The following is a 23,955-nucleotide window of genomic DNA, read 5'->3' as shown; positions in this document are numbered from 1 at the left end:
AAGGTGGAAACTGCTCTCTACCTAAGTACTTGCCTTAGCCGTCTTTAGATGCACTCTGCTGTTCTTTTAGCTGAAACTTGAAAACATATTCACTGCACCTACCACTCCAAATAAACTTGTAGTTTTTCTATTTGCTGCATTGCAGAGCAATCTCGTTTAACGAACTAAGATTGATGGTAAAGCTCATGTTCAGAACCACAGCATAACCTAGATTTAACCAAAATACTACCTGTACTTAATCAACCTGATCGTTCTTTCAAAACAACTAATAGATTGAATCAGGTGATAGGTTGAACGAGGTAATAGATTGAATCAGGGATCTCAAAGAGATGAGTTTTCTGACGTCAACGGATCGTTGGTTGAAGTGACAACAACTTCTGAGGTTGGAGAACGGCGTCGAAGCAGCCAACTGCCAATGATCAGAACTGCGATCGGCAGTCCAATCGAGACAAAACTCTTGATGCTGCTATTACTCGCGAGTACATACTGTGCGCTGCTTGATAGACCAAACGCTAAACTGGTTAGCCCAAACAATCGCGCTCTCGGAAGTAAAGCGGCAAAGGTGATCAAAATTGAGCTATACCAAGGCATTAGCCAAGGTGTTGCTATTAGCAACAACACTAGCGTGACCCATCCCATTTCCTCTAGTAGCTTCTGGGGTGTGTTATCCCAGTAGCGATCGCTACGCCATAATCGCCACGCATAAAAGCCAATGAAGCCAAGAATGGTGAGCCGAACCAGGCCCAATAAAATAGCTTGCCCCGTTTCGAATGACAGCCATTCTGGAGCTATAAAAATACGAGTTATATCCAACAGAAACCGCGCGATCGCAAGCAGAGACGACTGAAACTGTCCTTCTACTCCTGGATTCAGCAAGCTACGCCACGCGGAAACATTAGGCAGGATCGTAAGGGTTAGCACACCCACGATCGCGATGGAGGCTGAGATCATTCTAAACAACTGTTTCCCCTGTCCGCGACGCAGCACCGCGATCGCCATTAACGGAACCCAAATCAGAGGCAGAGTTTTAGCTAACAGACCCATCCATAGCGCCGTAAATGCTGTCCAATAGCGCCATTTTGCATAACTAATCGCAAAGGCAATGAGGCTGGTTGATACTAACAGATCGACATGCCCTGAACTAACTTGCTCCATTAGTAGTAGAGGATGCAAAAGATATGCGATCGCAACTCGATGTCGCTCCGTATGCGGCAACCATTTCCAAATCAGAAATCCATTCAGAGTGTGCAATGCTAAACAAATGGCTTTATACACATAAACGGCAACAAGCGGATGCACAGCTACAAACGCTGCCGACACGGTAAATATGGCTTGTGAAACGAGTCCATAGGTTGAAGTCTGCCCCCAATCCACGTAAGGAGATAACTCTGTTGAAAACGCAGCGGCTCTCACAACAAATGGGTTGACCCGGTTCAGATTCATCAACCCAGAATGTAGGTAAATATAGATGTCGTTGCCCAAAGGATAGGCAATAAACGCTAGAACTAGAAACGGCGAAGCAGATTTCAATACATCCCTAAAGCGACTTGTAACCGCTGGCGGCGTATCTTGAAAGTGCTTGCCGATCCAAATTAAATAGAGAATAGAGATGAAAACGTAGCTCAGACCAATTCCCAGTTGAATGCGGAGGTCTGGAAACGTAGCAAACTTTTTTCCGCCTACTAGAATATAATAGAACTTATCAATTCCCAAATGCAGAAGCGTTACGCTCAGATAGGTTGATACCAGCAACGCCAGCACAAATAGTAGTCTATTCTTATTCACATATTCGGTTCAGATGAACTTTCTTTAAGATACCATTTGGATCAGTTTCTGCGATCCCGACCACAGAACTTTTGACTAGCTCCAATGGCGTAAAGAATTTTGGTGTAAAGGATCTGTGAAGCACAAACGACTAATGGTGACGGCGAGTATTGGGAGCGTCCTGACGATCGCGCTAATCGTAGGTCTCCACATCCTGCTGCGCAATGCGATCGCGGCTCGATTACCGAGCCAGGTCTGCCTGCCAATGTACGCAGCTGAGATCGTGTGTTATGCCCAACCCGAAACTCTACTGAGTCGTAAACAAAGCGCGATCGCGGTTGATCCGGCGGGCGTACTATTAGCCACCGGAGACGGCAACATTATTCAACGGTGGGATCTCAAAACTCGTCAATTGCTGCCGCCGCTAGTGGGTCACTCTAATTCAATTACAGCGTTAGCCATCAGTCCCGATGGACGAATACTCGCCAGTAGTAGTCTCGATCGCACGATCAAGCTCTGGGATATGCAAACAAGCCGCTTACTCGGAACAATGCCATCAGGTCGGGCGTCGGTGCTAGTCTTTAGTCCCGACGGACGGACGTTAGCCAGTGGAAGCCGGGTTCAGCGTTGGGCAGATGGAGTAGAAGCTTTGCCCGGAGTGCAGTTTTGGGATGTATCGACTCAGCAGTTCCGGTACAGATTAGGAGAACGACCTGCCCGCGCGATCGCTTTTAGTCAAGACGGACAGCTCTTAGCCACCGGAGACACCAAAACAGAGGTATGGCTTGCTAAAGCAGGAGAACTTCTGCACACACTCAATTCAGGAGATGTGACAGGATTATCCTTTGGGCAAGCGGGGCAGACGTTGATTACAGGCAGCAGCAAAATCAAAATTTGGAATCTTGCTACTGGAGAACCCGTGCGGGTAATGGAGACGGGAACATCAGATTTGGTGGTTAGCCCCGATGGTCAGATTCTAGCCACAACGGTTGGCGGTACGGTGCGGTTCTGGCAACTACAAAGCGATCGCTATTTAGGTCTGCTGCGAACCTCGTGGTACAGCAGTTTATTTGTACAATTTGCGCTTGAAGGACACGCGATCGTTGTAGCGAATAGCGAAGGAGTAAAAATCTGGCAAAGCCCTGAAAACTAGGAGGTTACGGAGCAAAATCCGAAGGAGCGCTTCTGAAAAACGATTTAAGTGCCGTTCACATGGCTGATGACATTAGAGATATTCGTTTTAGCGACACCTGATGCCTAATTCTCTAGATAGAGGAGAATTTGTTAATTTCTGCTTTAGAGTGTGAGCGTCTTTTAATCTATCTTCCCCTTTAAGGATAGTTTCGTGATGCGTTATCCAGTCAGTTCCCGTTTGCGATCGTTGGCTTTTCTATCAGCATTTCTGATGGCGTTGACAGGGGTTTCGGTTTCTGCCCAAAGTCCTACACCTACGCCTTCAACCACTCCGACTCCTTTGGACAGCCCCACTCCTTCAACTACCCCCACTCCTTCAGACAGCCCGACTCCTTCTCCGATTCCTTCTGAAAGCCCAGTTCCTTTGCCGTCACCAACGGCGCAGCCTAGCCCTTCTACGCCTGCTGATACTAGCGACAGTTCAGCGTCTGAGCTGCTGAGACAGGCTTCCAGTGCGGGTTCCTTTACCACATTAGCGAGAATTGTCCAAACTGCCGGACTCACGAATGCCTTGCAAAGCCGAGGTGGACGCTACACAATTTTTGCGCCGACCGATGCTGCATTTGCGGCGCTTCCGGCAGGTACACTCGAAAAGCTGCTGCAACCCAGAAATCGACAATTGCTAACTCGCATCCTGGCTTACCATGTTGCTCCTGGCGAATACAGATCTAGTGCGCTCAAGACAGGCGGAGTTAAGACACTTGGCGGCGGCCTTGCGATCGAGGTGACGCCTCAGCGGGTGATTGTTAATAATGGCAGTGTTGTGCAGGCGGACATTCAAGCTTCCAATGGCGTGATTCATGCTGTCAATCGGGTTATGATTTCTCGCGAACTTCGTCAGCAACTTGGTGCGCTGTAGTCGCGGTTAAATGGCAGCGGATTTAGTAGCGATGTAAGCGGCTGATCCGCTGCTGCAATTGTTGATGCGATCGCTTTGCCGAACTCCAAACCATATCTACAGAGTTGCGCTTTGTACTCATTGCGCAGTAGGTTTCGGGCGGTTGTTCTGCTTCAAGATTAGCAAGATTAGATTGATGTCTTAGGATTTTTGATCTAGCCGGATGGCTTGCTCTAACGCCGCTTTTTCTCTCGCTCGTTGGGCGTAGGGTTCGAGTTGGTTGGGTCTCCAACCCGTGAGAATTTGCATCTGGTCTAACGTCATGCCCCGTAGAAATAGTTCTACACACCACGTTTGCTGAGCTTGCGCGATCATTGGGGCCTGTCCGTCTGGGGTAATCACGCCCAAAGTCAACTCTTGCCACCATTGTTGAAGCTCGGCTTCTGTAAAAGGCTGATACTCTGCGTTTAAGAATAGAGCAGATGCATTATCTTTGCGGCTTTTGAGCCATTGAACTAAGGGATTTTTTAGGTATGCCCCATACCGCTTGCCCATGATCCATTGATTGATGGGCACTTGGCGAGGAACACCAGTTGTAATTTGGAGGAATTGCTGAGAGCGATCGCTAAAATAGTGCGATCGCTCTAGCGCTACAAGCTCTGCTAGATTCAAACCAGCACCAAACAGCACATACATTAGGGCATAGTCCTGTAATCCTTGCTTCTTCGTCCGCTGCAACAGAGTGTGAACCACGCTTGCGGGTAAATCAGTTACTAGCGATCGCGATGCGGCGCTCTGGTTAACCTGAATCGGCTTATTGGAGACTGCCCCTTGCAGAAATAGAGTAACGAGACTGTCCAGAAAATCCTCTCGATTTTGCCACAAATCGTGAAATTCGCTCGTGAATTCGATCACGGCGTAGCCGAGCAACATACCATTGAGTAAACTTGCAAGTTTACTTGCCGATAAATGAGTGTCGAGTTGACCGCGATCGATTACCGTCTCAAAATATTCCGCTACATAGCGATTGGCTTGCGAAAACCCCCGTCCTAGCGCCTCACGGTTCTCCGCTGGGTACTGTCCCGCTTCTCCCACGACCGAGCGCACCATTTCAGGAACGCGCTCCAATGCTTGTAAACTAGCGTTGGCGTATTCTTTCAGGGCTTCATCCAGGCTACTGGTTTGGTTCCCCTGTTGGACTAAGGTTTGCCCAATGTGGGTAAACACAGCGGCTTCTTCAATCACTGCCAGCAACAGCCCGTGCTTGTTGCCAAACTGCCGAAACAGAGTGACTTCGTTGACTTCGGCTAATTCTGCAATTTGTCTAGTCGTGGTGTCAGTTACGCCCTGATGAGCGAAAAGTTCTAATGCCGCGTCAATTAGACGGTGTCGAGTCGGGTTTCGCGGAGTTGACATAGAAACGATGCAAGTGCCACTTGCACGAATAAACAAAGGTTGTTAAGCTAGAATTGCAAGCGACACTTGCATCTTCTCATCTACTGTATCTGGATTCTGTAGTGGCGTCCAACAAGAGGTGTGAAGGAGGAGAACTATCAGCACAGTGGATTGATCCTTTGTTTTACGATTGGTTTTATGATCGATTGCGGTGCTGATGAAAGTTGATCCACTCAGTAGATCCATTCAGTAAAGGATGTTCATGACTTCTATTTCTCATCAAACAGTTCCTTCGTGTGAGCCAGCGTTATCGATACGTTGGTTAAATGTGGCGTTCTTTGGCGCATTTCACGCGCTGGCATTGTTAGCTCCGTGGTTTTTTTCCTGGTCGGCGTTGGGCGTCGCGATCGCACTACATTGGCTAACGGGCAGTATTGGAATTTGTTTGGGCTATCACCGCCTGCTTACGCATCGTAGCTTACAAGTTCCAAAATGGCTGGAATACATCATTGTATTTATTGGCGCAATCGCCATGCAGGGCGGACCGATTTTTTGGGTCGCTGGACACCGGATGCACCACTTGCACACAGAAGACATAGACAACGACCCGTACTCGTCAAAGCGCGGATTTTGGTGGAGTCATATGCTTTGGGTACTCTACCCGCGACCGAAGTTTTTTGACTACGATTCTTACAAAAAATTTGCACCCGATTTGGAGCGAGATGGCTTCTATCGGTGGCTCGATCGTTACTTCTTGCTGCTACAGATTCCGTTGGGCGTAGTTCTCTACTTGCTGGGTGGCTGGTCGTTTGTTGTCTACGGTTTAGTCCTACGCGCCGTGTTTCTGTGGCACAGCACCTGGCTGATCAACTCGGCAACCCATATGACGGGCTACCGCACGTTTGACTCAGACGATAATTCTCGAAACCTTTGGTGGGCGGCGCTTTTGACCTACGGTGAAGGCTGGCACAATAATCATCATGCCCATCCCAATGTGGCGAAAGCGGGCTGGAAATGGTGGGAAATCGACGTGACGTGGTGGGCAATTCAGGTTCTGCGATCGTTAGGTTTAGCGAAGCGAGTCGTGTTGCCACCGGATTCGGTTTAGGTTGGATGCGATCGTTGGTAAAGACATCATGTGTATGTTTTCACCAACGATCGCAGGTTTATTCATTATGAATAGTTCATTGGTGCTAATAGCGCATATTTCCTATCACAAACATGATTAGCAAGGAAACGGCTGAGCATTACGTTTGGGGTAATCAATGCGATGGCTGGCATTTAGTGAGCTGCGATCAGTTAAGCGTTATTCACGAGCGAATGCCTCCTGGAACGTCTGAAGTCCGGCATTTTCACCATCACGCTCATCAGTTCTTCTTCGTCCTACGCGGAACTGCAACTCTTGACATTGACGGAAAACGTGAAATTCTACAAGCACAGCAAGGGGCAGAAGTTCCGAGCAATTGTCTGCATCAATTGCTGAATGAGTCTGACCAGGAGTTAGAATTTCTCGTGATTTCCCAACCGCCAAGTCATGGCGATCGCGTCGAGCTTCGCTAAGCGAATCGTTTTGAGCCACGCTAGGCGAATCGTATCACACGGTGAATTCTGCAAATTCGCTATCGGTTTCAACCTGCGGGCCTTTGGTCGCAGGTTTTGTAGTTTGAAAGCTTTGGCTGTTGAGCAATTCGTTCAAGGTGAGATTAGGATTTTGGTGCAGAACGTTTAGCACTGCCATGAAGTCTCGAACTACTTCACCAGGAGTCAGGTAAGTTTCTGCTCCAGCGCGATCTCGTAATACCTTAACAAACGTCTGCAAGTCTGGCGTCGTTACTGTCCAAGTGTACTCATGGTGGTCTCGGTGGAGCGCAGCAAGACGTCTCAGCAGTTCGATCACATCCTCATCTTGCAATGGTTCTAAACGAATCACAGGCGCAATAGCATCCGCTACGCCAGCTTGGGTTGTAAATCGGCTTTGTGCGGTGCGGCGTTGCCATGCCGGATCGCTGTAAAGTCCTCGCCGGGGATCTTCCAGAAACTGAGGCGTCCCTCCGATCAAGGTTCCTAAATACTTTACTTTGCCTTGCATCGCGTCATTAAACATCGCGAGCAATTTATCGTAATTATTCTGGCGAGAAACGGTCGTCGAAATTTTAAACAGGTGAATCACTTCATCCAGAATAATCAGCAGCCCTTTGTAGTCGAGATCGGCGACAAATCTTGCGAATAATTTAATGTAGTCGTACCAAGTGTCATCATCGATAATTGCTCGTACGCCTAACGCCGCTTTCGCTTCTGTCTTTGTCGAAAACTCGCCTCGCAGCCAGCGCAACGCCGCTTCTTTCTTGTCGTCGTTACCCGTCCGATACCCTGACCAATAGGCAATGATTACCGTCGCAAAGTCAAAGCCATTGACGAGATCTGAAACATCTTGAGTGACTTCACGAATGCGATCCTCAACGTGCTGATCAAAGCCCTCATCGTTGGGCTTTTTGCCTGTGTCCTGCGCGACTTGGGTTTGAATGGCAGCAATCCAGCGCTCCAGAATTGTGGCTAACGCGCCGCCATCGGGTCGGCTTTTAGTTGCAAGATGATGCATGAGTTCACGGTAAGTGGCTACTCCTGCACCATTGCTCCCAGAAAGGCGACGCTCTGACGTAATATCGGCATCGGCGACGACAAAGCCTTGCTCCATCGCTGCACTCCGAATCAGTTGTAGAGTAAAGCTTTTTCCTGCGCCGTAGCGTCCTACCACAAATCGAAACGAGGCTCCGCCTGCTGCTACATGCTCCAAATCTTGCAGGATCGTGGCGAGTTCCTGCTCTCGACCCACGGCAAGATGTTCTAGTCCCGATCGCGGAACAACGCCTGCACCGAGGGCGTTGATTAAAGCTGTAGAGATGCGTTTGGGAAGTTTAGGCATAGTGCAATGAGGCGTCAATAATAGGAGCGATTTTGGTTCCGATCTGGTTCCAAATAGACGTTAGGGTAGCACTGTTCGATGAGGTTTGATCAACGAGGGTGAGGAATTCTCAATTTGCCCTCTAAATCGTCTATTCAATAAATAGTTTATTTTTTATGGCTTTTATTCCTTCTCATGAAGCATTGCCAAAAGCATGATTCACTCGATTAACATGATTCACCTGACTACATTGAATTGCATATTGAATTGCATTAAGCATCACTATCAATTCATATAATTAAAAGTAAGATCAGCAGGACCGTATGAGTATATAAGTAAAGAATGCTTCAATGATTCTCAACGCTTACTTAGGTGTTACTTCTCTACGGTCCTAAATATCAGGATTCTTTGAAAAATAGCTTGATTTTGCTACGTAACACTTATTACTTCGGTAGAATGACCTAGAGCATTTAAAAAGCTTTATGAAGCCTCGGTGAAATTGCTTGTATAAACTTACAATTCCTCCGGAAATTTCGCCAGTATGTTCGTAATACTGAATGCCTTCTTGAAAACTAGGTCACTGTGCTTGGGAGAATGTAGCTTCATGATTCAGCGATTTGCCAGTACGTTAGCGCCCTTAAGCCGCTTTGCTCATCTGAGAACGGTTCTTTTTGAGCCTGTGCTAGGGGTGATGACTACCGCGATCGTACTGACTGCATCTGGCGCTCAGGCTTCAGTGCTATATCAACTTGACGATGGACAAAGCGAATCAGGTGTGGGCATCTCAGACACGAACTGTACGTTAAACAATGGTGCTCCAATTTCAGATTTCATCTGGCTGAATCAATTCGATGTGATTGATAGCGCTAACCTAATTGATTCGGTGTCGATCGCTTGGGGAACGCCTGCCGCAACCGATCCCTGCACAAAGCAAAAGTTGCCCCAAAGCGGCTTAACTGAAGGATTGATGGCTAAGGTGCTGATCTATGAAGAAAATGGGGATGGCAAGCTCAACCTTCTGACACAGCAAGACGCTCAGATTAGCGCTCCAGGAACGGATTCTTTTTTCGATATTAAATTCGACACTCCAGCCCAAATTCAGGGCAAGAAGTTTTATGTCGGAGCGCTGTTGCCAGGGCAACTCCAAGGACAGTTTCCGGCAGCGCTAGATAAACTCGATCGCGATAACCAACCCAATTCCAAAAATCAGTCTTACATTGCGTTTAATCCGTTCTTTCCGCAACGTACTGACTACAACTACAGTGTGCTCACACCCACGCTCTACAGCGATGGAAACTTTTTGATCCGGGCATCGGGACAAGTCGTAGAGCGAGAGCAGGTTCCAGAGCCGTCTGCCGCGATCGCGCTTCTAACGGTCGGGGCAGGAGCGCTGCTATTGAAGAAGCGCTTGTAACTTCCGTGTAACTGACGTTAGGACTTTCGTAGACTTTCTAGCAAATAGTGAATCGTCTCTACATATTCTGGAGCAACGATCGGAGTGTTAGCACTGGGATCGATGACCAAATCTCCAACCGTATCCATTGCTCGCTCGTTGATCGAGTCGATCAGTAGCTCTGGCATCGTCAGGTGATCTTCCGAAATTTGCTTGAGGGCAGGGCTAGGGTTGGAGTGCTCTGCGATCGCAATCAAGGCTTTAAATTCAGGATCGGGGAGTTGATTGAAAAAATTCATCCAATCCATTGTTGGCAAACCGGCTTCAGGAATTTGGCTAGTTTGAGGTTCGGGTGAATCGGCGGCTATCACTTTTTCTGAAGTACTTAGTTCTCCTTTGAGCGCGGCTAACTCTTGATCGAGCATGTCTTTCTGGTCGCGCCGTTCTAAAATCTGGGTTTCGAGTTGACCCAATTCGCCGTGCAGCGACGAAATTTGCACTTGCAGTTGCTCAATCGCGCCTTGAAGCGATCGCGAACTATTTTCAACCTGTTGCCGCTTTGGTTCGGCAGAGGCTAAAAACTGGTTCAGCTCGGTGCGGTAGCGCTCTAGATCGATCACTCTCGGTTGCAGGGAGACGAGTTCTACTTCTAGCTGCTGCTTTTGAGCGGTCAAGGCCGCGATTTCTTTGGCAAGGCTGTCTTTGCGGTTGGCATGTTCGAGCAGTTGGGCTTGGAGTTGGTTTAGTTCTGCTTGGTTTGTTTTGAGGGCAAGCTCGGCGCGTTGTTTGGCAGAAAGCGTGGCAGAGAGAGAATGATTCAACTCTGCTTCTTTTTGTTCAAGTTCTTTGATTCTGACTTGCAGCCCATACATTTGATTCGCCGTGGGCGACGGTTCGGATGTGCCAAGATTCCAACTGAGTTCTTCTTTTTGCTTCCACAGGTTAGAGCTTTGGATCTGCAAATTGCGTAGCTGCGTTTGCATCGAGTTGAGGCTATTAGCAATTTGATCGCGTTCTGATGTCATGATCACCAGCGCTTCGTAAGCCTCTGCGCGTCTGCGTTGGAGTGCCCGAATGTGAGATTTTAATTCCTCGCCGCGTTGACTTAAAGCATTGCGGTAACGTCCTTCTGTGGCGGCAGCACCGATTAAACTAGCAACAACGGTGATGCCTCCCGTGAGCAAGGCTTTGTTAAAGTCTCTCGCCGTGAGCAGACCGATGAAGAAGCTAATGATGAAGGCAGTTAGGCTGAGAAGCAAGCGGCTTTTGAACATTTTTTGAACATGGCGCGTTAGAAGATTAAATAGGCTCTGCTAAATCTCAAGAGGATTGCAAAGCTTTGAATTCATCCTAATTAATTTGTACTGGAATTTTCGCTGTTGCGAATCATCATTGTATCCAACGATCGCAAAATTCCGACCGCGATCGCAACGCTGCCCATCAACACTAACCAGTATCCATTGGCAATAGTGCGGGTTTGATCGAGTGCCCAACCGCCGAGGGGAGGCCCGATCAGATAACCTGCTGCCCAGCACTGAGAGTTGATGCCGAGGTAAACGCCGCGTAAGGATTCGGGAGCTAACTCAACGACGAGAGACGATGCAGAGGGCGTGTAAGTAACGATCGCACAGGCTAATACACTAAGCGAGATCGCGGCCCACACTAAATTTCCTTGGGTTGAAACTCCGGTGAGCCAAATCAGCAGAAATCCAGCACTCCAAAAGGTGGCGGATATGATAAGCACTTGCGATCGTCGCCAGCGGTTGAGGATACGAGCAATGGGAAGCTGCACTAAAACCGACAGCGCTAGATGCCACGTAAACAAAGCGCTAATGGTTGAGGGTTCAAATCCTCGATCAGTGCCGTTAACCCGAACGAAGTTACTAAAGTAGAGCGGCAACGCGCTATCGATCTGCACAATGTATGTCGTAAACATCGTATTGGCAATCGCATAAATCAACAGCCTGCGATCGCTCAGCGCAATTTTCCAACCACTCAGTTGAGATTCTTTGCTAAAGGTGCGATTCGTTTCTGCGATCGCAAAATAGATGACGCCTAGAAACACAATAAATGAAATGCCATCGATCACAAACAGTAATCGATAGAGTCCGGTAGAGCTGATTAGTGCTCCACCGAGGACAACGCCAATGCCTAACCCCAACGAATCGCATAAACGAGTAATTGAGTAAGCTTCATTGCGCTGATCGGGTGTTGTCAGGTCTGCAACAACCGCTTCGGTCGCGGGCCAATAGATTCCGGTTCCAAGTCCAACTAAAAGATTACCGAGAACAAAAGTGGGAAAATTGTAAGCCGCCGCGAGTGAGAATGATGCGATCGCAGAAATCGCTGCTGACAGTAGTAACGTGCGTCTGCGCCCCCAAAATTTTGAGTCGGCAAAGCTGCCGCCGAGTGCCCGTCCAACCATGCCAGAGATGGAAGCGCTGCCAATGCCGAGACCAACAGCGGTTGCCGAGAGACCGACTTGGTTGACAAAGAAAATTGGCGCATAGAAGAGCGTGAATCCTGTACCGATTTGAGAGAGGAGCCGACCAAACGCAAGCAGCCAAACCTGACGCTGTAGACGCGGGAGAAATGACACAGTGATAAAGAAAGCAAAACGTTACGCCTGAAAGAATACCAGTCTTGCCGCTCGGTAGACTTCTGCACTTGGGCGGTTTGTGGTGGTTGAATTTGCGCGATCGTTTCTCTGTAGCGCTTGCAATCAAATGATGAGGCGCAGGAATTACAGCAAGTCATGGAGGTTTAGTTTGAAGCCTCCTTGTTCGGACGGCAATTCAGAACTGTCCAGGTTCAGAGCTTGACCTTCCGAGTTCAGAACTTGAAACTCCGAGATCAGAGCTTGACCTTTCGAGTTCAAAACCTGGAACTTCGAGATCAGAAGCCGGAACTCCGAGTTCAAAACCTGGAACTCCGAGTTCAAAACCTGGAACTCCGAGTTCAAAACCTGGAACTTCGAGATCAGAACCTGGAACTCCGCGATCAGAACCTGGAACTCCGCGATCAGAACTCGAAACTCCGAGGTCACAACCCCATCCTTAAAGAAAATGCCGAGGCTTAGAGTGTTCTAAGCCTCGGCAATGACTCTATAACAACGTGACTAGCTCAATTAGCGCTGTTGCTGTTGCATGAACTCGCGCACCTCTTTACCCGGCACATAGCCGTAACCGTAAGTAGAGCGATCGCTGTCATCCATAATTCTTGGCGTCAGCATTACAATCACTTCTTGACGCTGCTTGTTGCGATTCGTGCTTCTAAATAGAGAACCTAGAATCGGGATATCACCAAGAATCGGAACCTTGCTGACCGTTGCGCGATCGGTTTCCTGAATGATTCCAGACAGAATCAGTGTCTGACCGTCCCGGACTCGAATCGCCCCAGATTGCACACTTCGACCATTGATTAATGTGATTTGACCTTGAGGAGTTTGGACAGTCGATCCCGGTGAGGAAACCACTGGATTAACACGCATGGTAACGAAGCCGTTATCATCAATTCGATCAATTTGCATATTGAGAATTAATCCTGCTTCCTTGATGATTGGTTCATCGATAGTTGCACTTTGCGTACCGTTGACCTGAGCGCTTCTCTTGAATCCTGCAAAAACTTCACTCGTTAAACGCACACTTGATGATTCGCCATCTTGAACCACAACTGTTGGATCTGATAGCACCTTTGCATTACCGCTAATAACTTGAGCCTGTAAGCGAGACAAGAATTTCGAAGGGAACTGAAACAAAGAAGGTAAGCCGTAAGTAACTGTGCCTGGTGCAGTAACAATTCCTGTTGTGCCATCGATCGTGGGTGGACTAATTGCAGTTGGACCAGGTGCAAAGGGATTGCCATTCGTACCAAAGGGAGCACGTGCCCCAGTTCCAGGATTACCAAAAGGAGAATTGCTGTTCTCTTGAACAAAGGGACTTAAGGTTGTACCAGACGGGAACAAGTTTCCAGTAACGGGGGCAGAAGTCAATCCATTACGAACTTCTGCATTGGTTGGCGGTCTGACAGAGCCAAAATTAAATACTGCTGCTCCTTGGTCTACGCTAAAGAAGTTGTTACCAACGCCAAACGAGAAACTAGTATTAAAGTCCTCCGTTTTCAGTAGATTAATATCTACAATCTTGACGTTAACTGACACCTGACGTTTACGGGCATCAAGCTGAGTCAGAAGGTTTGTAGCAATTTCTACTTTCTTGGGCGCTCCAGTTAGGGTGATTGAATTGAGACGGTCGTTAGTCGAAACCGACAGTCCTCTTAACACCAATGCACCCGTTCCCTCAGTTGGTCTCAGTGCCAAAATCGTTGGCGTCCGCGTCTCAATCGTTCTTGCTGCCGCTCCCTCTCCAACCGTCTGAATCTGAATTTGTTCAAATGGACGTTGAGTTTCAGCGCCTTGAGTCGTCAAAAACGCCGCTGCATCAGTTGTATTTACCTGATTGAGACGAATGGTTCGAGAAACCAAATTCCGCGCTTCATCCGGGAGGCGAGTTCCTACAAAAACAGTTCGTCCGACTCGGTTTGCTTCGAGTGCTGCACACTGTCCGCCTCCGCCTGCGGCTCCGCCCTGTGCACTTACAGGAACGCAAGTAATCCGCAGCACATAGTTAAAGACATCCTGAACGGCTTCATTCTCAATATCAAGTGAAATGGTTGGACCGCCAGATTTTGCTGCTGCTCCGTTCGCTCCTGGTGCGGCTCCACTCGACCCTTCACTGTATGCCAAGTTTAAGCCTGCTGCTTTTGCTAGCAATGCTAACACCTCTCTTACCGGAGCATCGCGCAGGACAAGGCGAGGAATTCTTTCATTCGTTCCAAGGTCGATCGCGGATGGAGACGCATCGATGTTTGCAACCGATTGATCGCCCACGGGAGGCGCGATCGCACGTGGCAACAAGGGAGGAACGGGTGCAGTCGGCACAAACGGTGCGCCACTCGGCTGAACTTGAGCAGTCGGCACAAACGGCGTAACTGGCGTACCTGACGGCGGACGAGGCGTAATTTGCATCATCACTGCGCCCGGAGCTTTAGCCGGAGCGGCTTGAGCCACAGTCGGAGTCACTTGAGCGACGCTGCCGTTTCCAGCCGTTGCCACACCGCCCGTACTCGCCACACTCAGAATCACGCCTTGGGCATTGCGGCTTGCCACCTGACCTGTTGGTGTTCCTGCCTTACCCACCACCACGACTTGAATTCCATTACCCCCGATCGCGTTCACCGAAACCGAAGCAATTCCCGGTGCAGGATTGGCTTGCTGAAACGGTTGAGCAATTTGAGTATTAAAAACGTAAGCCGTCCACGTATTGCCCCGATTGACATTAAACACTTGCGGCGCTTTGTTGCCACCTTGCGTTTCTAGCACAACATCCACCCCTGATCCCGTCGGATTCAGCCGGACATTGCTCACTTGGGTCGGGGCAGCCGATGCGGGCTGACTGGCAAATAGTGCGATCGTAGCGGCGGTCATTACGCCGATAGCTCGAAGCTCTTTCACGGGTTCACTCCTCTAGGGATAGGGATTTGGGGGATAAAAAGGAAGAAAGACATTGCGCTTACTTCCGGTCTGGAATTACTCGCTGTCAGGTTACTTTGCGGCTCCGGGTGAAGGAGTGGGCACTGCTGCGATCGCCTTGCGATCGACATCCGTTAAGGGCAACAACGCCTGCATCTGGAACGAGGTCGTAATCTTTGTATCCGGCTGACAGTTTGTGAGATAGCGAATTCGCCCATCCGGTTCAAATTCCACTAGCTGCGTTCCTGTCTTGGCTCCGTCGCCCACCTTCACATCTAGATTTCTGACCAGCAGCAACGGTTGCAGCCGCTCGATCGTTCTAAAAATTGATTGGGTTTGGTTGAAATTGCCCTGAAACTCCACATTGATCGATTGCCGCTTTAGCTTGTTGTCAACCGCTGCGCCTAACGAGCCGTCATTCACAATTTCGGCTCCCTTTTCGCTGGGCTTAAACTTGTTTAGCTGCGCTTGGGCAACCAACGCCCCAAACTTTTGCGTAAACTGATCTGCGCCATCGCTACTGGCAAACGCCTCCCGCACATAGATTGGACAAGCGTTGAGCTTTGATTGTTTTGCAGCGAGCAATCCAACGTTATTTTTTTCAATTTGTTGGTTTAGATCAAGCAACAGCGTATCCATCGATTTTTCATTAGCAAACAAGGCATAAACCTGTTCGCGCTGTTGTTTCGATTTCTCTAATCTAACTTTCGCCGCTTTGATCTGCTGACGAATTGCATCTTGTTGTTTAACTTGTTCACTCTTCTCTTTCACTTTGGCATCGAGTGCTTGGTAGGTCTCCCACGTTGGGCTAACCAAGTACACCATCATGGCCCCACACGCAATCACTCCGCCTAAACCAAACAAGACGCCCTGTACTACCGGAGTCATTGTTAGCCCAAATACTGTTGGGTAGTTGGGTGTCTCAAACTCTGAGTCTTGAATAAAATCCCCATTCGTCATGGTTTCTTCGCTCCCTTGTCTTGGCTCGTTGCCTTCATATCTGCTGCGCTCTTCGCAGGCTGAGTCGAAGCCGTTTGAATCACGCCCCGATCCTGCAACGCTTCGATCCGAGTGACTAGCCCGACCGCGCCTTTGCGATCGAGTTCTCGAATCAAGTCAGACGCCGGAACTTCGCTCACCGCCGTCACGATCGAAAACTGAACCTGCTTTGGCAGCTTGATTGCCCCTCCACTACGCTTAAACGGGACATTCGGCATGTCAGGCGTTTGCAGTGTCCGATCTTCTCCCAAATGAGCATCCACAATCTTGGTGATCTCAGGTTTCAGAAAGTTAGACTGTTGCAGCGTCAGCAGAAAATCGTTGACATCGTTAAAGGAATTAGCAAAGCCCTCAATTTGTACGGTGTTCGACACTTTGGCACTTCCAGCCGGGGCGCTCGCCTGATCTTTAGCCTCCAGTTGTTTGATCGCGAGAAGTTGTACATTAGCCGGCAAGCGATCGCGGATGTCTTGTGCCATCGCTGACCACGGCTTAATTTGGTTAAACACCGTTGCGAGCGCCTGCGCTTCGTCCGTCGCTTGCTTGGCTTGTGCCTCAATCGTCGCTAAGTTTTTCTTCTCTATTTCTAGGTTGCCTAACTGGCTGTCCAAAGCTGCCTGCTGTTGCTCTAAGTCTCCAGTCCTCCAAGCCAGAACACCATAAATGGCTCCAGCAAACACCGGAAAGGCAATCAGAGCCGCTAACCCGATGTACATCGGGCGCTTGTCAGCGCTAGAAATTACAAGCTTTGGAGACCGACCTAACCGACGGCTATTCGGTTTGAGTTCGGGTCGATCGTTGAGAAAATTGACATCTAAACTATACATTTCACCATGCCTCCCGCAGTCCTAATCCCAACACCACGCCCAATCCAGGCCTAGCGGCCTCAGAAATTTCTGCCGCTTCGAGCGACAGTGCCGCTACTGGATCGATCTGGCTACAGGGCAAACTCAAGCGCTGGGTAAAGAATTCGTCAAGTTGCCCGATCGCGGCTCCTGGTCCTGCCAGTAGAAGCTGTGCGACTTCCAAGTTGTCGCCCTGGTTGAGATAGAAATCAATCGAGCGGCGCAGCTCGTCCGCCAGTTCTCCCAAAACCCTCATCATTGCGGCGGCTCCGGGACTCGTGCCCCCGCCTCCGCCTCCGCCACGGGGTGCACCGACAGTCTCCATCGTATTGAGGGGAACCGTCATGCCTTGCAGCAAATCTGCGTTGCGGGACGGCGGCAAATTCATCGCCCGCGACAGTGCCCCTTGAATTTGAAACGTCCCAATCGGCACTGTCCGCGAAAATTGCGGTACACCATCTACTGCGATCGAGATCTCTGTACTCTCAAATTCGATATCGACTAATGCCACCGCTTCTTGCGGCGCAAACTGTCGCAATTGTTCTCGAATGGTGCGAATTAGCGAGAAACTACTAATTTCTAAAACATCAACTTCCAATCCAGCCTGTTGGAAGGTTGCGAGATAGCTGTCAGTAATTTCTTTACGAGTAGCAACTAACAAGACTTGAACTTTTTCGATGCCGTCTTCATCAATAAACAATCCAAGTTTTTGATAATCGACATCGGCTTCTTCGCGAGGAAACGGTAGATAAAGTCCGGCTTCTTGATTCAGCACCATTTCGCGCAGTTCTCGATCGTCGAGTTCTGCCGGAACTGGAATAATTCGAGTGACAGTATCCCGCCCTCCTGGAATAGCAGTCGCTGCCCGCTTTACCTTAATTTTGTTTTCTGCTAAGGCAGTTTGGATCAGTTCAGCCATTGCAGATGGATCAACGATTTCACCCTCCTTAAATACTCCTTCTGGAACCGGAACCGTAATGTAGTTTGCTAGCTTGAACCCTTGTCCATGCTTGCGTAACTGCACGATATTGATGCGATCGGGGGCGAGTTCTATACCAACCCCCTTGGACTTTCTTGAAACCAGATTCTTTAGACCGTTAACCACAGCTTTGTTAGCCCACTAAAAGATAGTTTGATGACCAGGTTTAGCATCAAAAATAGTGGCAATGGTGCCGATGCTAACGCACAGTACTCAATTTAATTCACGTTCAGATGTTTGATCATTAAAGCTCAAACATTTAAGTGTTAACACAGAGGAAACTATTGATTCTCAATAATTCTTCTGAGGTTCAACGAGTTTAGCCTACCCAAAATTTATGAAAGATACACAAATCAATTTAATAAATGAAGTCTTATTTTTTAGCTCTAAAAATTGAATTTACAACAGAACAAGTCTTCGATTTGAACTGAATTAGTTCGATCGAAGACTGCCTTGAGATTTCTTTATTTAGAGTCTTATTTCTAATTTATTTTTGAGGTTTATGCTGTAGATGGATTGGTACGGGTAAAGCTGCTCCAGTAGAGTTTGGACAACTTATCAAATGCATCGTATACGCAATATTCATAAATGAGCGATCGTTTTTATCTGCGTCCGAATTAATACTTAAACTGTAGGCACGAATTGTAGGCGTAATAGTACTGAGGCGCTTTTTTGATGCAATTTCCAGTGCTATTACGGAAAAGCGTTGCTGAATGATCTGAGTTCTAGCGAATTGCAAATTTGCAAGATTTGTTTCAAAGTGAACAGGCGCGTTTCTTTGGGTCGGCTACTACTTATGCATGATTGGATTGTCATTGGTGCAGGAATTACAGGTGCAGCACTTGCTTATGAACTAGCCAAGCAAAATTCCGTCCTCTTACTTGACCAAGCCGCGCAGCCGCACTCGGCGACTCGCTTTAGCTACGGCGGGATTGCTTACTGGTCAGGCACAACAGAGTTAACGAACCAACTGTGCGCCGAAGGCATCGAAATTCATCGATCGCTCTCTGCTGAACTCGACGCCGATACTCAGTTTCGAGAAGTGGATTTGCTGCTCACGATTTCGGCGCAACATGATCCAGCAGAAATCGCGAAAAACTATACATATTTCGCGATTCCGCCCACGCTTCTGACGGTGCAAGAAGCGTGTCAGCTAGAGCCTTTATTAAATGCCGACGCGATCGCAGGTGTGCTAACAGTCAAACATGGACACATTGAAACCGAGCGCACGACTCAAGCATACATTCAAGCCTTTGAGAGGCTGGGCGGAGAGTTGAAAATTGCTCAAGTGGTACACCTGCAAAAAGACAGCGTAGGAACCATTACAGGAGCGGTCACGCCCACTCAAACGTTCTCCGCAAAAAACGTTGCCCTTTGCACTGGAGGGGTGACTCGGCACTTCCTCAAAGACGCTGGAATTGCTGTCAAGCAATACTTTACCCACGCGGAACTTATCGAAACTCCGCCTGTTGATTTACGTTTAAGTACGCTTGTGATGCCTGCCGCCGCCGAGCGCTTTGCCTTAGAAGCCGATGCGACTCGTTCAGAGGTGGAAGCGCTGTGGGATGCGCCCGACAACGAGCCTGCGCCCGCCATTCTAGATGCTGGAGCCGTTCAATTGTTGGATGGCAGAATTCGCATTGGTCAAATTAGTCGCACCCTTACCAGCGAGAACGCAGTAATTAATGCGGCTCAAAGTGAGGCAGCACTGCGGCACAACATTGGCCATGTTTTACCGAAGCTAGAAGACATTCCAGGGAAATGGCATCACTGTCTGATTGCGTTTAGTCGCGATCGCTTACCGCTGATCGGCACGGTGCCGGGACACGAAGGGCTTCATCTCTTCTCAGGCTTTAGCAATCCCCTAGCGATCGTACCTCCATTAGCGAAGCGATTCGCCGTTCACGTCACGAGTGAACGCGATCCACTCCTCGATTCCCTATCTCCCGCCAGATTTACCTAAAAGTCCTCCACACTCCCCTTGTCCATACTTCTTGCCATTCCGCTTATCTCTCCTGCGTTTGCGGCAACGCAGGCGTGCCTACCTCGCCTTCGCCTCCAAGGTTTCTAACCGACTCTTGAGGTCTTGATTCTCTTTCTTCATCTGATCAAGTTCTTCTCGCAATTGCTTCACAGCTTTATCAGACCCTGCATTTTTCTGAACCGTTTGAATCGACTCTTCGGCAATGCGACGCACGCGACCATCAGGCGTTTGGTCTGCCAGCGATTGCAGCACTCTGACAGCTTTGATTGTTTCCATTTGTCCCAACGCGATCGCGACCGCGACCTGAGTCAAGAAAAACGTTTCTCGCGATAGGACGTTTAGCCGCTCTAAAATGCGCTCAACGTTGACGTTGGTTTGCCCAGTGGAGATTGCGCCCAAGGAGCGAATCGAGGCTAAGCGCAACGGTTGTGGTACTCCGGGCTGTGTGTATTCCAAAATTAGGTTGAGAGCGGCTTCAGAGGTTTTGAGTTGACTGAGGGCCGCGATCGCGCCCGATCGCACCACTTCATTCCAGCCTTGACGCTCTTTCAAAACGCAGTTAATCACCTGCAATACATCCGCTTCTCGTGTATCACTACCCGTTGCCGCCACTCGCCCTAAACTCCGCAACGCCGCCGCTTCTACGTAGTAACTCGCGTCACCTTGCTCTACTAGAGACTTAAGCGCCGTGTAGCTGTCATCGGCAGAAATTTGTCCCAAGCTCTCCACAGTTGCCCGTCGAACTTTAGCATGAGGATCGCGCAATCCAGCCAGTACGCCTTCGACGGCTTGATCGAGTTTGATGGTGGCAAGACTGCGTATCGCATAGGCGCGAATGCCCCAAAATCGTGCAGTCTGGGCGGTATGGGATAACACATTCACCGCTTCTAATCCGCCTTTCTTAGCGATCGCGGCGGCGGCCTGCATCTGAGAGATCGGATCAGGATCAGCCTGCAGTTGTGCTTTTAGTTCTGGAAATGGATACTCTAATTCAACCGTTTTGAGATAATGATTTCCTACATCAAAGCTGACAAAATCAGGTTTCTTTTCTAATGGAAAATAGAAACTTTGCTCTTTCTCATGAATTCTGACATTAAACGTTTTTAATGTTGGCTCAGCATTTTCCTGAATGTAACCTACGGCAATTGGAATTTTGAGATCAAAAAGTTCTGCTTGCGTTTGCGTCACTGTAATTTTTGCAAGACTACTTTCTGCATCCCAAGCATAAGCAATTTTATAATCAGGATGTCCACCGCGATAGACATACTGATCGAACAGAAACATCAAATTACGTCCTGTTGTTTTCTCGATCGCACGTAGCAGATCGACTGTTTCAACAGTGCGGTGAGCATTGTCATTTAAGAAGGTTGCGATCGCTTTATAAAATAGTTCGTCGCCAAGCTGCCGACGAATCATGTGATAAACACACGATCCCTTTTCGTAGATATGGCGATCGTAGAGTTCGATCGCTTCGCGATACACGTGCGTCACTAGTGATCGCCGATAGCGCGACGAGTCTTCATCTAAATATTCCTGCGCTTGACCGAGCAAATAATAAGCCGCATCGTTCGCTCCGTACTCTTTTTCGACCCACATCACTTCGGCGTAAGATGCCATGCCTTCTTTGACCCAAGCATGCGACCAATGTTTGATGACGACCAAATCGCCGAACCATTGATGCGCCAGTTCGTGAGCGACGAGCATTTCGGTATTGAGGTTATCGATCGCCGCGCGTTCGTCTAGCAAACAGCGATCGGTAAGCAGCGTGGTAGACGTATTCTCCATGCCGCCAAAGATAAAGTCATCGACACAGACCTGAGCATATTTTGGAAACGGATAGGGATAACCATATTTCTGGCTAAAAAACTGGATCATCTGTGGCGTTTTGCTCATGCTCAGCCGCGCTTGTTGTTCCCGTCCTCGCTCAACATAATAGGTCACAGGTTTACCGTTCCACTCATCCTGCAATGCGGCAAAGTCACCCACTGCCAGCGTAATTAGATAGGAAGGATGTACTTCATTTTGCCGCCAGTGATAGAGCTTGAAATCGCCGTCTGCCTGCGTTTCAATCAGTTCACCATTCGAGATTGCTAGGTACTGCTTGGGCACACGGACACGAATTTCGGAGGTTGCTAGTTGTCCAGGATAGTCAAAGCACGGAAACCAAAACCGCGAGTCTTCGTCCTCTCCTTGCGTCCAAACTTGAACGGGTTTGTTGGGGTAATGTTCTTCGGGTGCAATGAAGTACATGCCGCGTTGGGGGTGGTCAGCCCGGTATGCGATCGCAAGCTCGAAGCTCACGCCTGCTTGAGTCGGTTGTTGCAGACACACTTGCACCTGTTCGCCATCATAGTCAAACGGTTGATCGGTGTTGCCAATTTTGACGGATTCAATGTTTAGATTGACCGCATCGAGAGTTAAGCGATCGATGCGATCGCGTATCGGCTTCAGTCGGGTTGTACACGTGCCTGCAAAGGACTGATTCGGAATGTCGAGCCTCAAGTCTAGAAAAATATGCTCAACCTGACCCGGACGATCGGGATTGTAGTGAGGACGCGCTCCTGGTAGTTCAAACTGCTTGTGACCATTTTCCGAATCAAACCCGTTAGAGTGCAACATCGCTTTCAACTGACCCTTTGTGACACTAGACTGGAACTACTTAACGCAAACTCATTCCGATTATGAACAATAACAGAGAATTTGCCTACCGAGCTTAATTATTTTATCTAGCCAAAATTAGAGTTTAAAGGCTTTAATCTTGCACGCGTTCAAAGAGTTATGTAGCAGCAAATTAAGGTTAGGAGAAAAGGCGAGCGTGAGGGCGAAGGAACCTTGCTAAAGATAAATTACCTCGCTTAATCAAATCTCATCCTTTAAGCAACATCAGTGCCGTTCCTGGGATAGAGATTCCGTTGAAAGGCAACCGTTACGGTAATTGATGGAAGTAGTTGATGGAGATCGCCTCAATTGTCACTCTATATCTTTACTGCTAAGTAGAGCGAGAGGAGTTTAAGGTGGCGCTAGGACAATCGGATTGCCCTTGTCAAAGACGGGATTAATCGGTTTCTAGGACACGGCATCGAAGCTGTCGGCAGATCCATAACACGATCAAAGCAGCGATCGCTGTCATGATTTGACAATTTCTAGGTAAGTATTGGGCTAGGGTGAAGATGAATAACGTGAAACCAGCAATTATTGTTCATGGTGGAGCAAAAGAAATTTCAGAAGACAAAGTAGTGGCGAATCACGCAGGATGTCGAGCAGCGGCAGAAGCGGGTTGGCACGTGCTTCAGAGTAGCGGTAGTGCGGCAGAAGCGGTTGAGGCAGCCATTCGTGTTCTCGAATCTGACCAAACGTTTAATGCGAGCTTGGGTTCAACTCTCAACAGTGAGGGCGGAGTGGAACTGGATGCCGCGATCATGGAGGGTGCAACCTTAGGCTGGGGAGCGGTGGGAGCCGTGCAGGGAGTCCGCCATCCCATCAGTGCCGCTCACAAAGTTATGGCAGACAAACCCCGATTGCTGGTGGCACGAGGCGCAGAACGCTTTGCCCTCGAACATGGGCTGGAAATGTGTGCCAGAAAAGCCCTAATTAGCGAAGAACAGTATCAAGAGTGGAAAGAGGAAGCTGAAGTTGTAGACCGTCCCAATACGGTTGGCTGTGTGGCACTGGATGCAAATGGCAATCTCGTTGCTGGCACCTCAACGGGCGGGGTAACTGGGCAGTCTCAAGGTCGGATCGGGGACACGGCATTGGTAGGCTGCGGTTTGTATGCAGACAATCGGTTGGGGGCTTGCTCGACCACAGGAGATGGCGAGTCGATTATTCCAGTCGTGCTAGCAAAGACGGCAATTGATGCGTTAGCTGATGGCAGTCATCCCGATAAAGCCGCCCAACATGCGATTGACACCTTAATGAAGCGGGTGGAAGGAGAAGCGGGTTGTATTGTGCTCGATCGGCAAGGACGAATTGGCTGGGCATATAATTCGCAGGATATGGCGGTTGCCTATATGACAGCAGATTTGTCAGAACCCACTGTCTTTACTCGCAAGGATAGAGATCTTGTTCATGCAGGCAAAGCCAAACAATAAGACCAAGCGCAATTCCTCTCTTCAAGAATCAGGGTAGCCAA

At 48.8% G+C, this 23,955-nt stretch carries 19 protein-coding genes; 8 read left to right on the top strand and 11 right to left on the bottom strand.

Annotation, left to right across the window (positions count from 1 at the left end; all coding sequences use genetic code 11):
* Positions 1-321 precede the first annotated feature (321 nt).
* Entirely contained in the window at positions 322-1,785 is a 1,464-nt protein-coding gene (locus tag AC5JLB_RS15950; RefSeq protein ID WP_495874815.1) for a hypothetical protein, read from the bottom strand.
* 115 nt (positions 1,786-1,900) lie between these two features.
* Here AC5JLB_RS15950 and AC5JLB_RS15945 point away from each other — a divergent pair, with 115 nt between their 5' ends.
* On the top strand, positions 1,901-2,917 hold the full coding sequence (locus AC5JLB_RS15945) for a WD40 repeat domain-containing protein (RefSeq protein WP_495874814.1): 1,017 nt from the start codon (positions 1,901-1,903) through the stop codon (positions 2,915-2,917).
* Between the two features lie 200 nt (positions 2,918-3,117).
* On the opposite strand, the gene AC5JLB_RS15940 is transcribed toward AC5JLB_RS15945, so the two are convergent.
* On the bottom strand, positions 3,118-3,462 hold the full coding sequence (locus AC5JLB_RS15940) for a hypothetical protein (protein ID WP_495874813.1): 345 nt from the start codon (positions 3,460-3,462) through the stop codon (positions 3,118-3,120).
* A gap of 7 nt (positions 3,463-3,469) precedes the next feature.
* Here AC5JLB_RS15940 and AC5JLB_RS15935 point away from each other — a divergent pair, with 7 nt between their 5' ends.
* A complete protein-coding gene (locus tag AC5JLB_RS15935; protein WP_495874812.1) occupies positions 3,470-3,817 on the top strand; it encodes a fasciclin domain-containing protein in 348 nt (115 codons plus the stop codon).
* 180 nt (positions 3,818-3,997) lie between these two features.
* On the opposite strand, the gene AC5JLB_RS15930 is transcribed toward AC5JLB_RS15935, so the two are convergent.
* Positions 3,998-5,212, bottom strand: coding sequence for a TetR family transcriptional regulator (locus AC5JLB_RS15930; RefSeq protein WP_495874811.1), 1,215 nt, complete (start codon positions 5,210-5,212; stop codon positions 3,998-4,000).
* Positions 5,213-5,453: 241 nt separating this feature from the next.
* Between AC5JLB_RS15930 and AC5JLB_RS15925 the strand changes: the two genes are divergently transcribed.
* Complete coding sequence (locus AC5JLB_RS15925) at positions 5,454-6,299, top strand: acyl-CoA desaturase (protein ID WP_495874810.1); 846 nt, start codon at positions 5,454-5,456, stop codon at positions 6,297-6,299.
* A 113-nt stretch (positions 6,300-6,412) separates the two neighbouring features.
* Entirely contained in the window at positions 6,413-6,751 is a 339-nt protein-coding gene (locus AC5JLB_RS15920) for a cupin domain-containing protein (RefSeq protein WP_495874809.1), read from the top strand.
* Between the two features lie 34 nt (positions 6,752-6,785).
* Here the strand turns inward: AC5JLB_RS15920 and AC5JLB_RS15915 are convergent, their stop codons facing one another.
* Positions 6,786-8,114, bottom strand: coding sequence for an ATP-binding protein (locus AC5JLB_RS15915; protein WP_495874808.1), 1,329 nt, complete (start codon positions 8,112-8,114; stop codon positions 6,786-6,788).
* 583 nt (positions 8,115-8,697) lie between these two features.
* Between AC5JLB_RS15915 and AC5JLB_RS15910 the strand changes: the two genes are divergently transcribed.
* On the top strand, positions 8,698-9,507 hold the full coding sequence (locus AC5JLB_RS15910) for a PEP-CTERM sorting domain-containing protein (RefSeq protein ID WP_495874807.1): 810 nt from the start codon (positions 8,698-8,700) through the stop codon (positions 9,505-9,507).
* Between the two features lie 17 nt (positions 9,508-9,524).
* Here AC5JLB_RS15910 and AC5JLB_RS15905 read toward each other — a convergent pair whose 3' ends face one another.
* Together AC5JLB_RS15905 and AC5JLB_RS15900 are read right to left on the bottom strand one after the other, a co-directional pair.
* Entirely contained in the window at positions 9,525-10,760 is a 1,236-nt protein-coding gene (locus AC5JLB_RS15905; RefSeq protein ID WP_495874806.1) for a tellurite resistance TerB C-terminal domain-containing protein, read from the bottom strand.
* Between the two features lie 80 nt (positions 10,761-10,840).
* Complete coding sequence (locus tag AC5JLB_RS15900) at positions 10,841-12,085, bottom strand: MFS transporter (RefSeq protein ID WP_495874805.1); 1,245 nt, start codon at positions 12,083-12,085, stop codon at positions 10,841-10,843.
* A gap of 240 nt (positions 12,086-12,325) precedes the next feature.
* On the opposite strand from AC5JLB_RS15900, the gene AC5JLB_RS15895 reads away from it, so the two are divergent.
* The gene (locus AC5JLB_RS15895; protein ID WP_495874804.1) at positions 12,326-12,565 is read left to right on the top strand and encodes a hypothetical protein; all 240 of its coding nucleotides are present in this window, start codon (positions 12,326-12,328) and stop codon (positions 12,563-12,565) included.
* A 48-nt stretch (positions 12,566-12,613) separates the two neighbouring features.
* On the opposite strand, the gene AC5JLB_RS15890 is transcribed toward AC5JLB_RS15895, so the two are convergent.
* From AC5JLB_RS15890 to pilM, 4 genes are all read right to left on the bottom strand, one after another.
* A complete protein-coding gene (locus AC5JLB_RS15890; RefSeq protein ID WP_495874803.1) occupies positions 12,614-14,998 on the bottom strand; it encodes a secretin GspD/PilQ domain-containing protein in 2,385 nt (794 codons plus the stop codon).
* A 90-nt stretch (positions 14,999-15,088) separates the two neighbouring features.
* Positions 15,089-15,976: a hypothetical protein gene (locus AC5JLB_RS15885; protein WP_495874802.1), complete on the bottom strand. Its 888-nt coding sequence runs from the start codon at positions 15,974-15,976 to the stop codon at positions 15,089-15,091.
* On the bottom strand, positions 15,973-16,842 hold the full coding sequence (locus AC5JLB_RS15880) for a PilN domain-containing protein (protein ID WP_495874801.1): 870 nt from the start codon (positions 16,840-16,842) through the stop codon (positions 15,973-15,975). Before AC5JLB_RS15880 ends, AC5JLB_RS15885 begins: the two co-directional genes overlap by 4 nt.
* A gap of 1 nt (position 16,843) precedes the next feature.
* The gene (pilM, locus tag AC5JLB_RS15875) at positions 16,844-17,965 is read right to left on the bottom strand and encodes a type IV pilus assembly protein PilM (RefSeq protein ID WP_495874800.1); all 1,122 of its coding nucleotides are present in this window, start codon (positions 17,963-17,965) and stop codon (positions 16,844-16,846) included.
* 670 nt (positions 17,966-18,635) lie between these two features.
* On the opposite strand from pilM, the gene AC5JLB_RS15870 reads away from it, so the two are divergent.
* Positions 18,636-19,802 carry an NAD(P)/FAD-dependent oxidoreductase gene (locus AC5JLB_RS15870; protein WP_495874799.1) on the top strand — a complete coding sequence of 389 codons (1,167 nt, stop codon included), beginning with the start codon at positions 18,636-18,638 and terminating at the stop codon, positions 19,800-19,802.
* A 78-nt stretch (positions 19,803-19,880) separates the two neighbouring features.
* On the opposite strand, the gene AC5JLB_RS15865 is transcribed toward AC5JLB_RS15870, so the two are convergent.
* Positions 19,881-22,442, bottom strand: coding sequence for a M1 family aminopeptidase (locus AC5JLB_RS15865; protein WP_495874798.1), 2,562 nt, complete (start codon positions 22,440-22,442; stop codon positions 19,881-19,883).
* Between the two features lie 551 nt (positions 22,443-22,993).
* On the opposite strand from AC5JLB_RS15865, the gene AC5JLB_RS15860 reads away from it, so the two are divergent.
* Entirely contained in the window at positions 22,994-23,914 is a 921-nt protein-coding gene (locus tag AC5JLB_RS15860) for an isoaspartyl peptidase/L-asparaginase family protein (protein ID WP_495874797.1), read from the top strand.
* Positions 23,915-23,955: the final 41 nt, after the last annotated feature.

This window comes from Myxacorys chilensis, from assembly GCF_059505265.1.
Note: the sequence above shows the minus strand (reverse complement) of the source record. Positions and strands in the feature narration are given on the sequence as shown.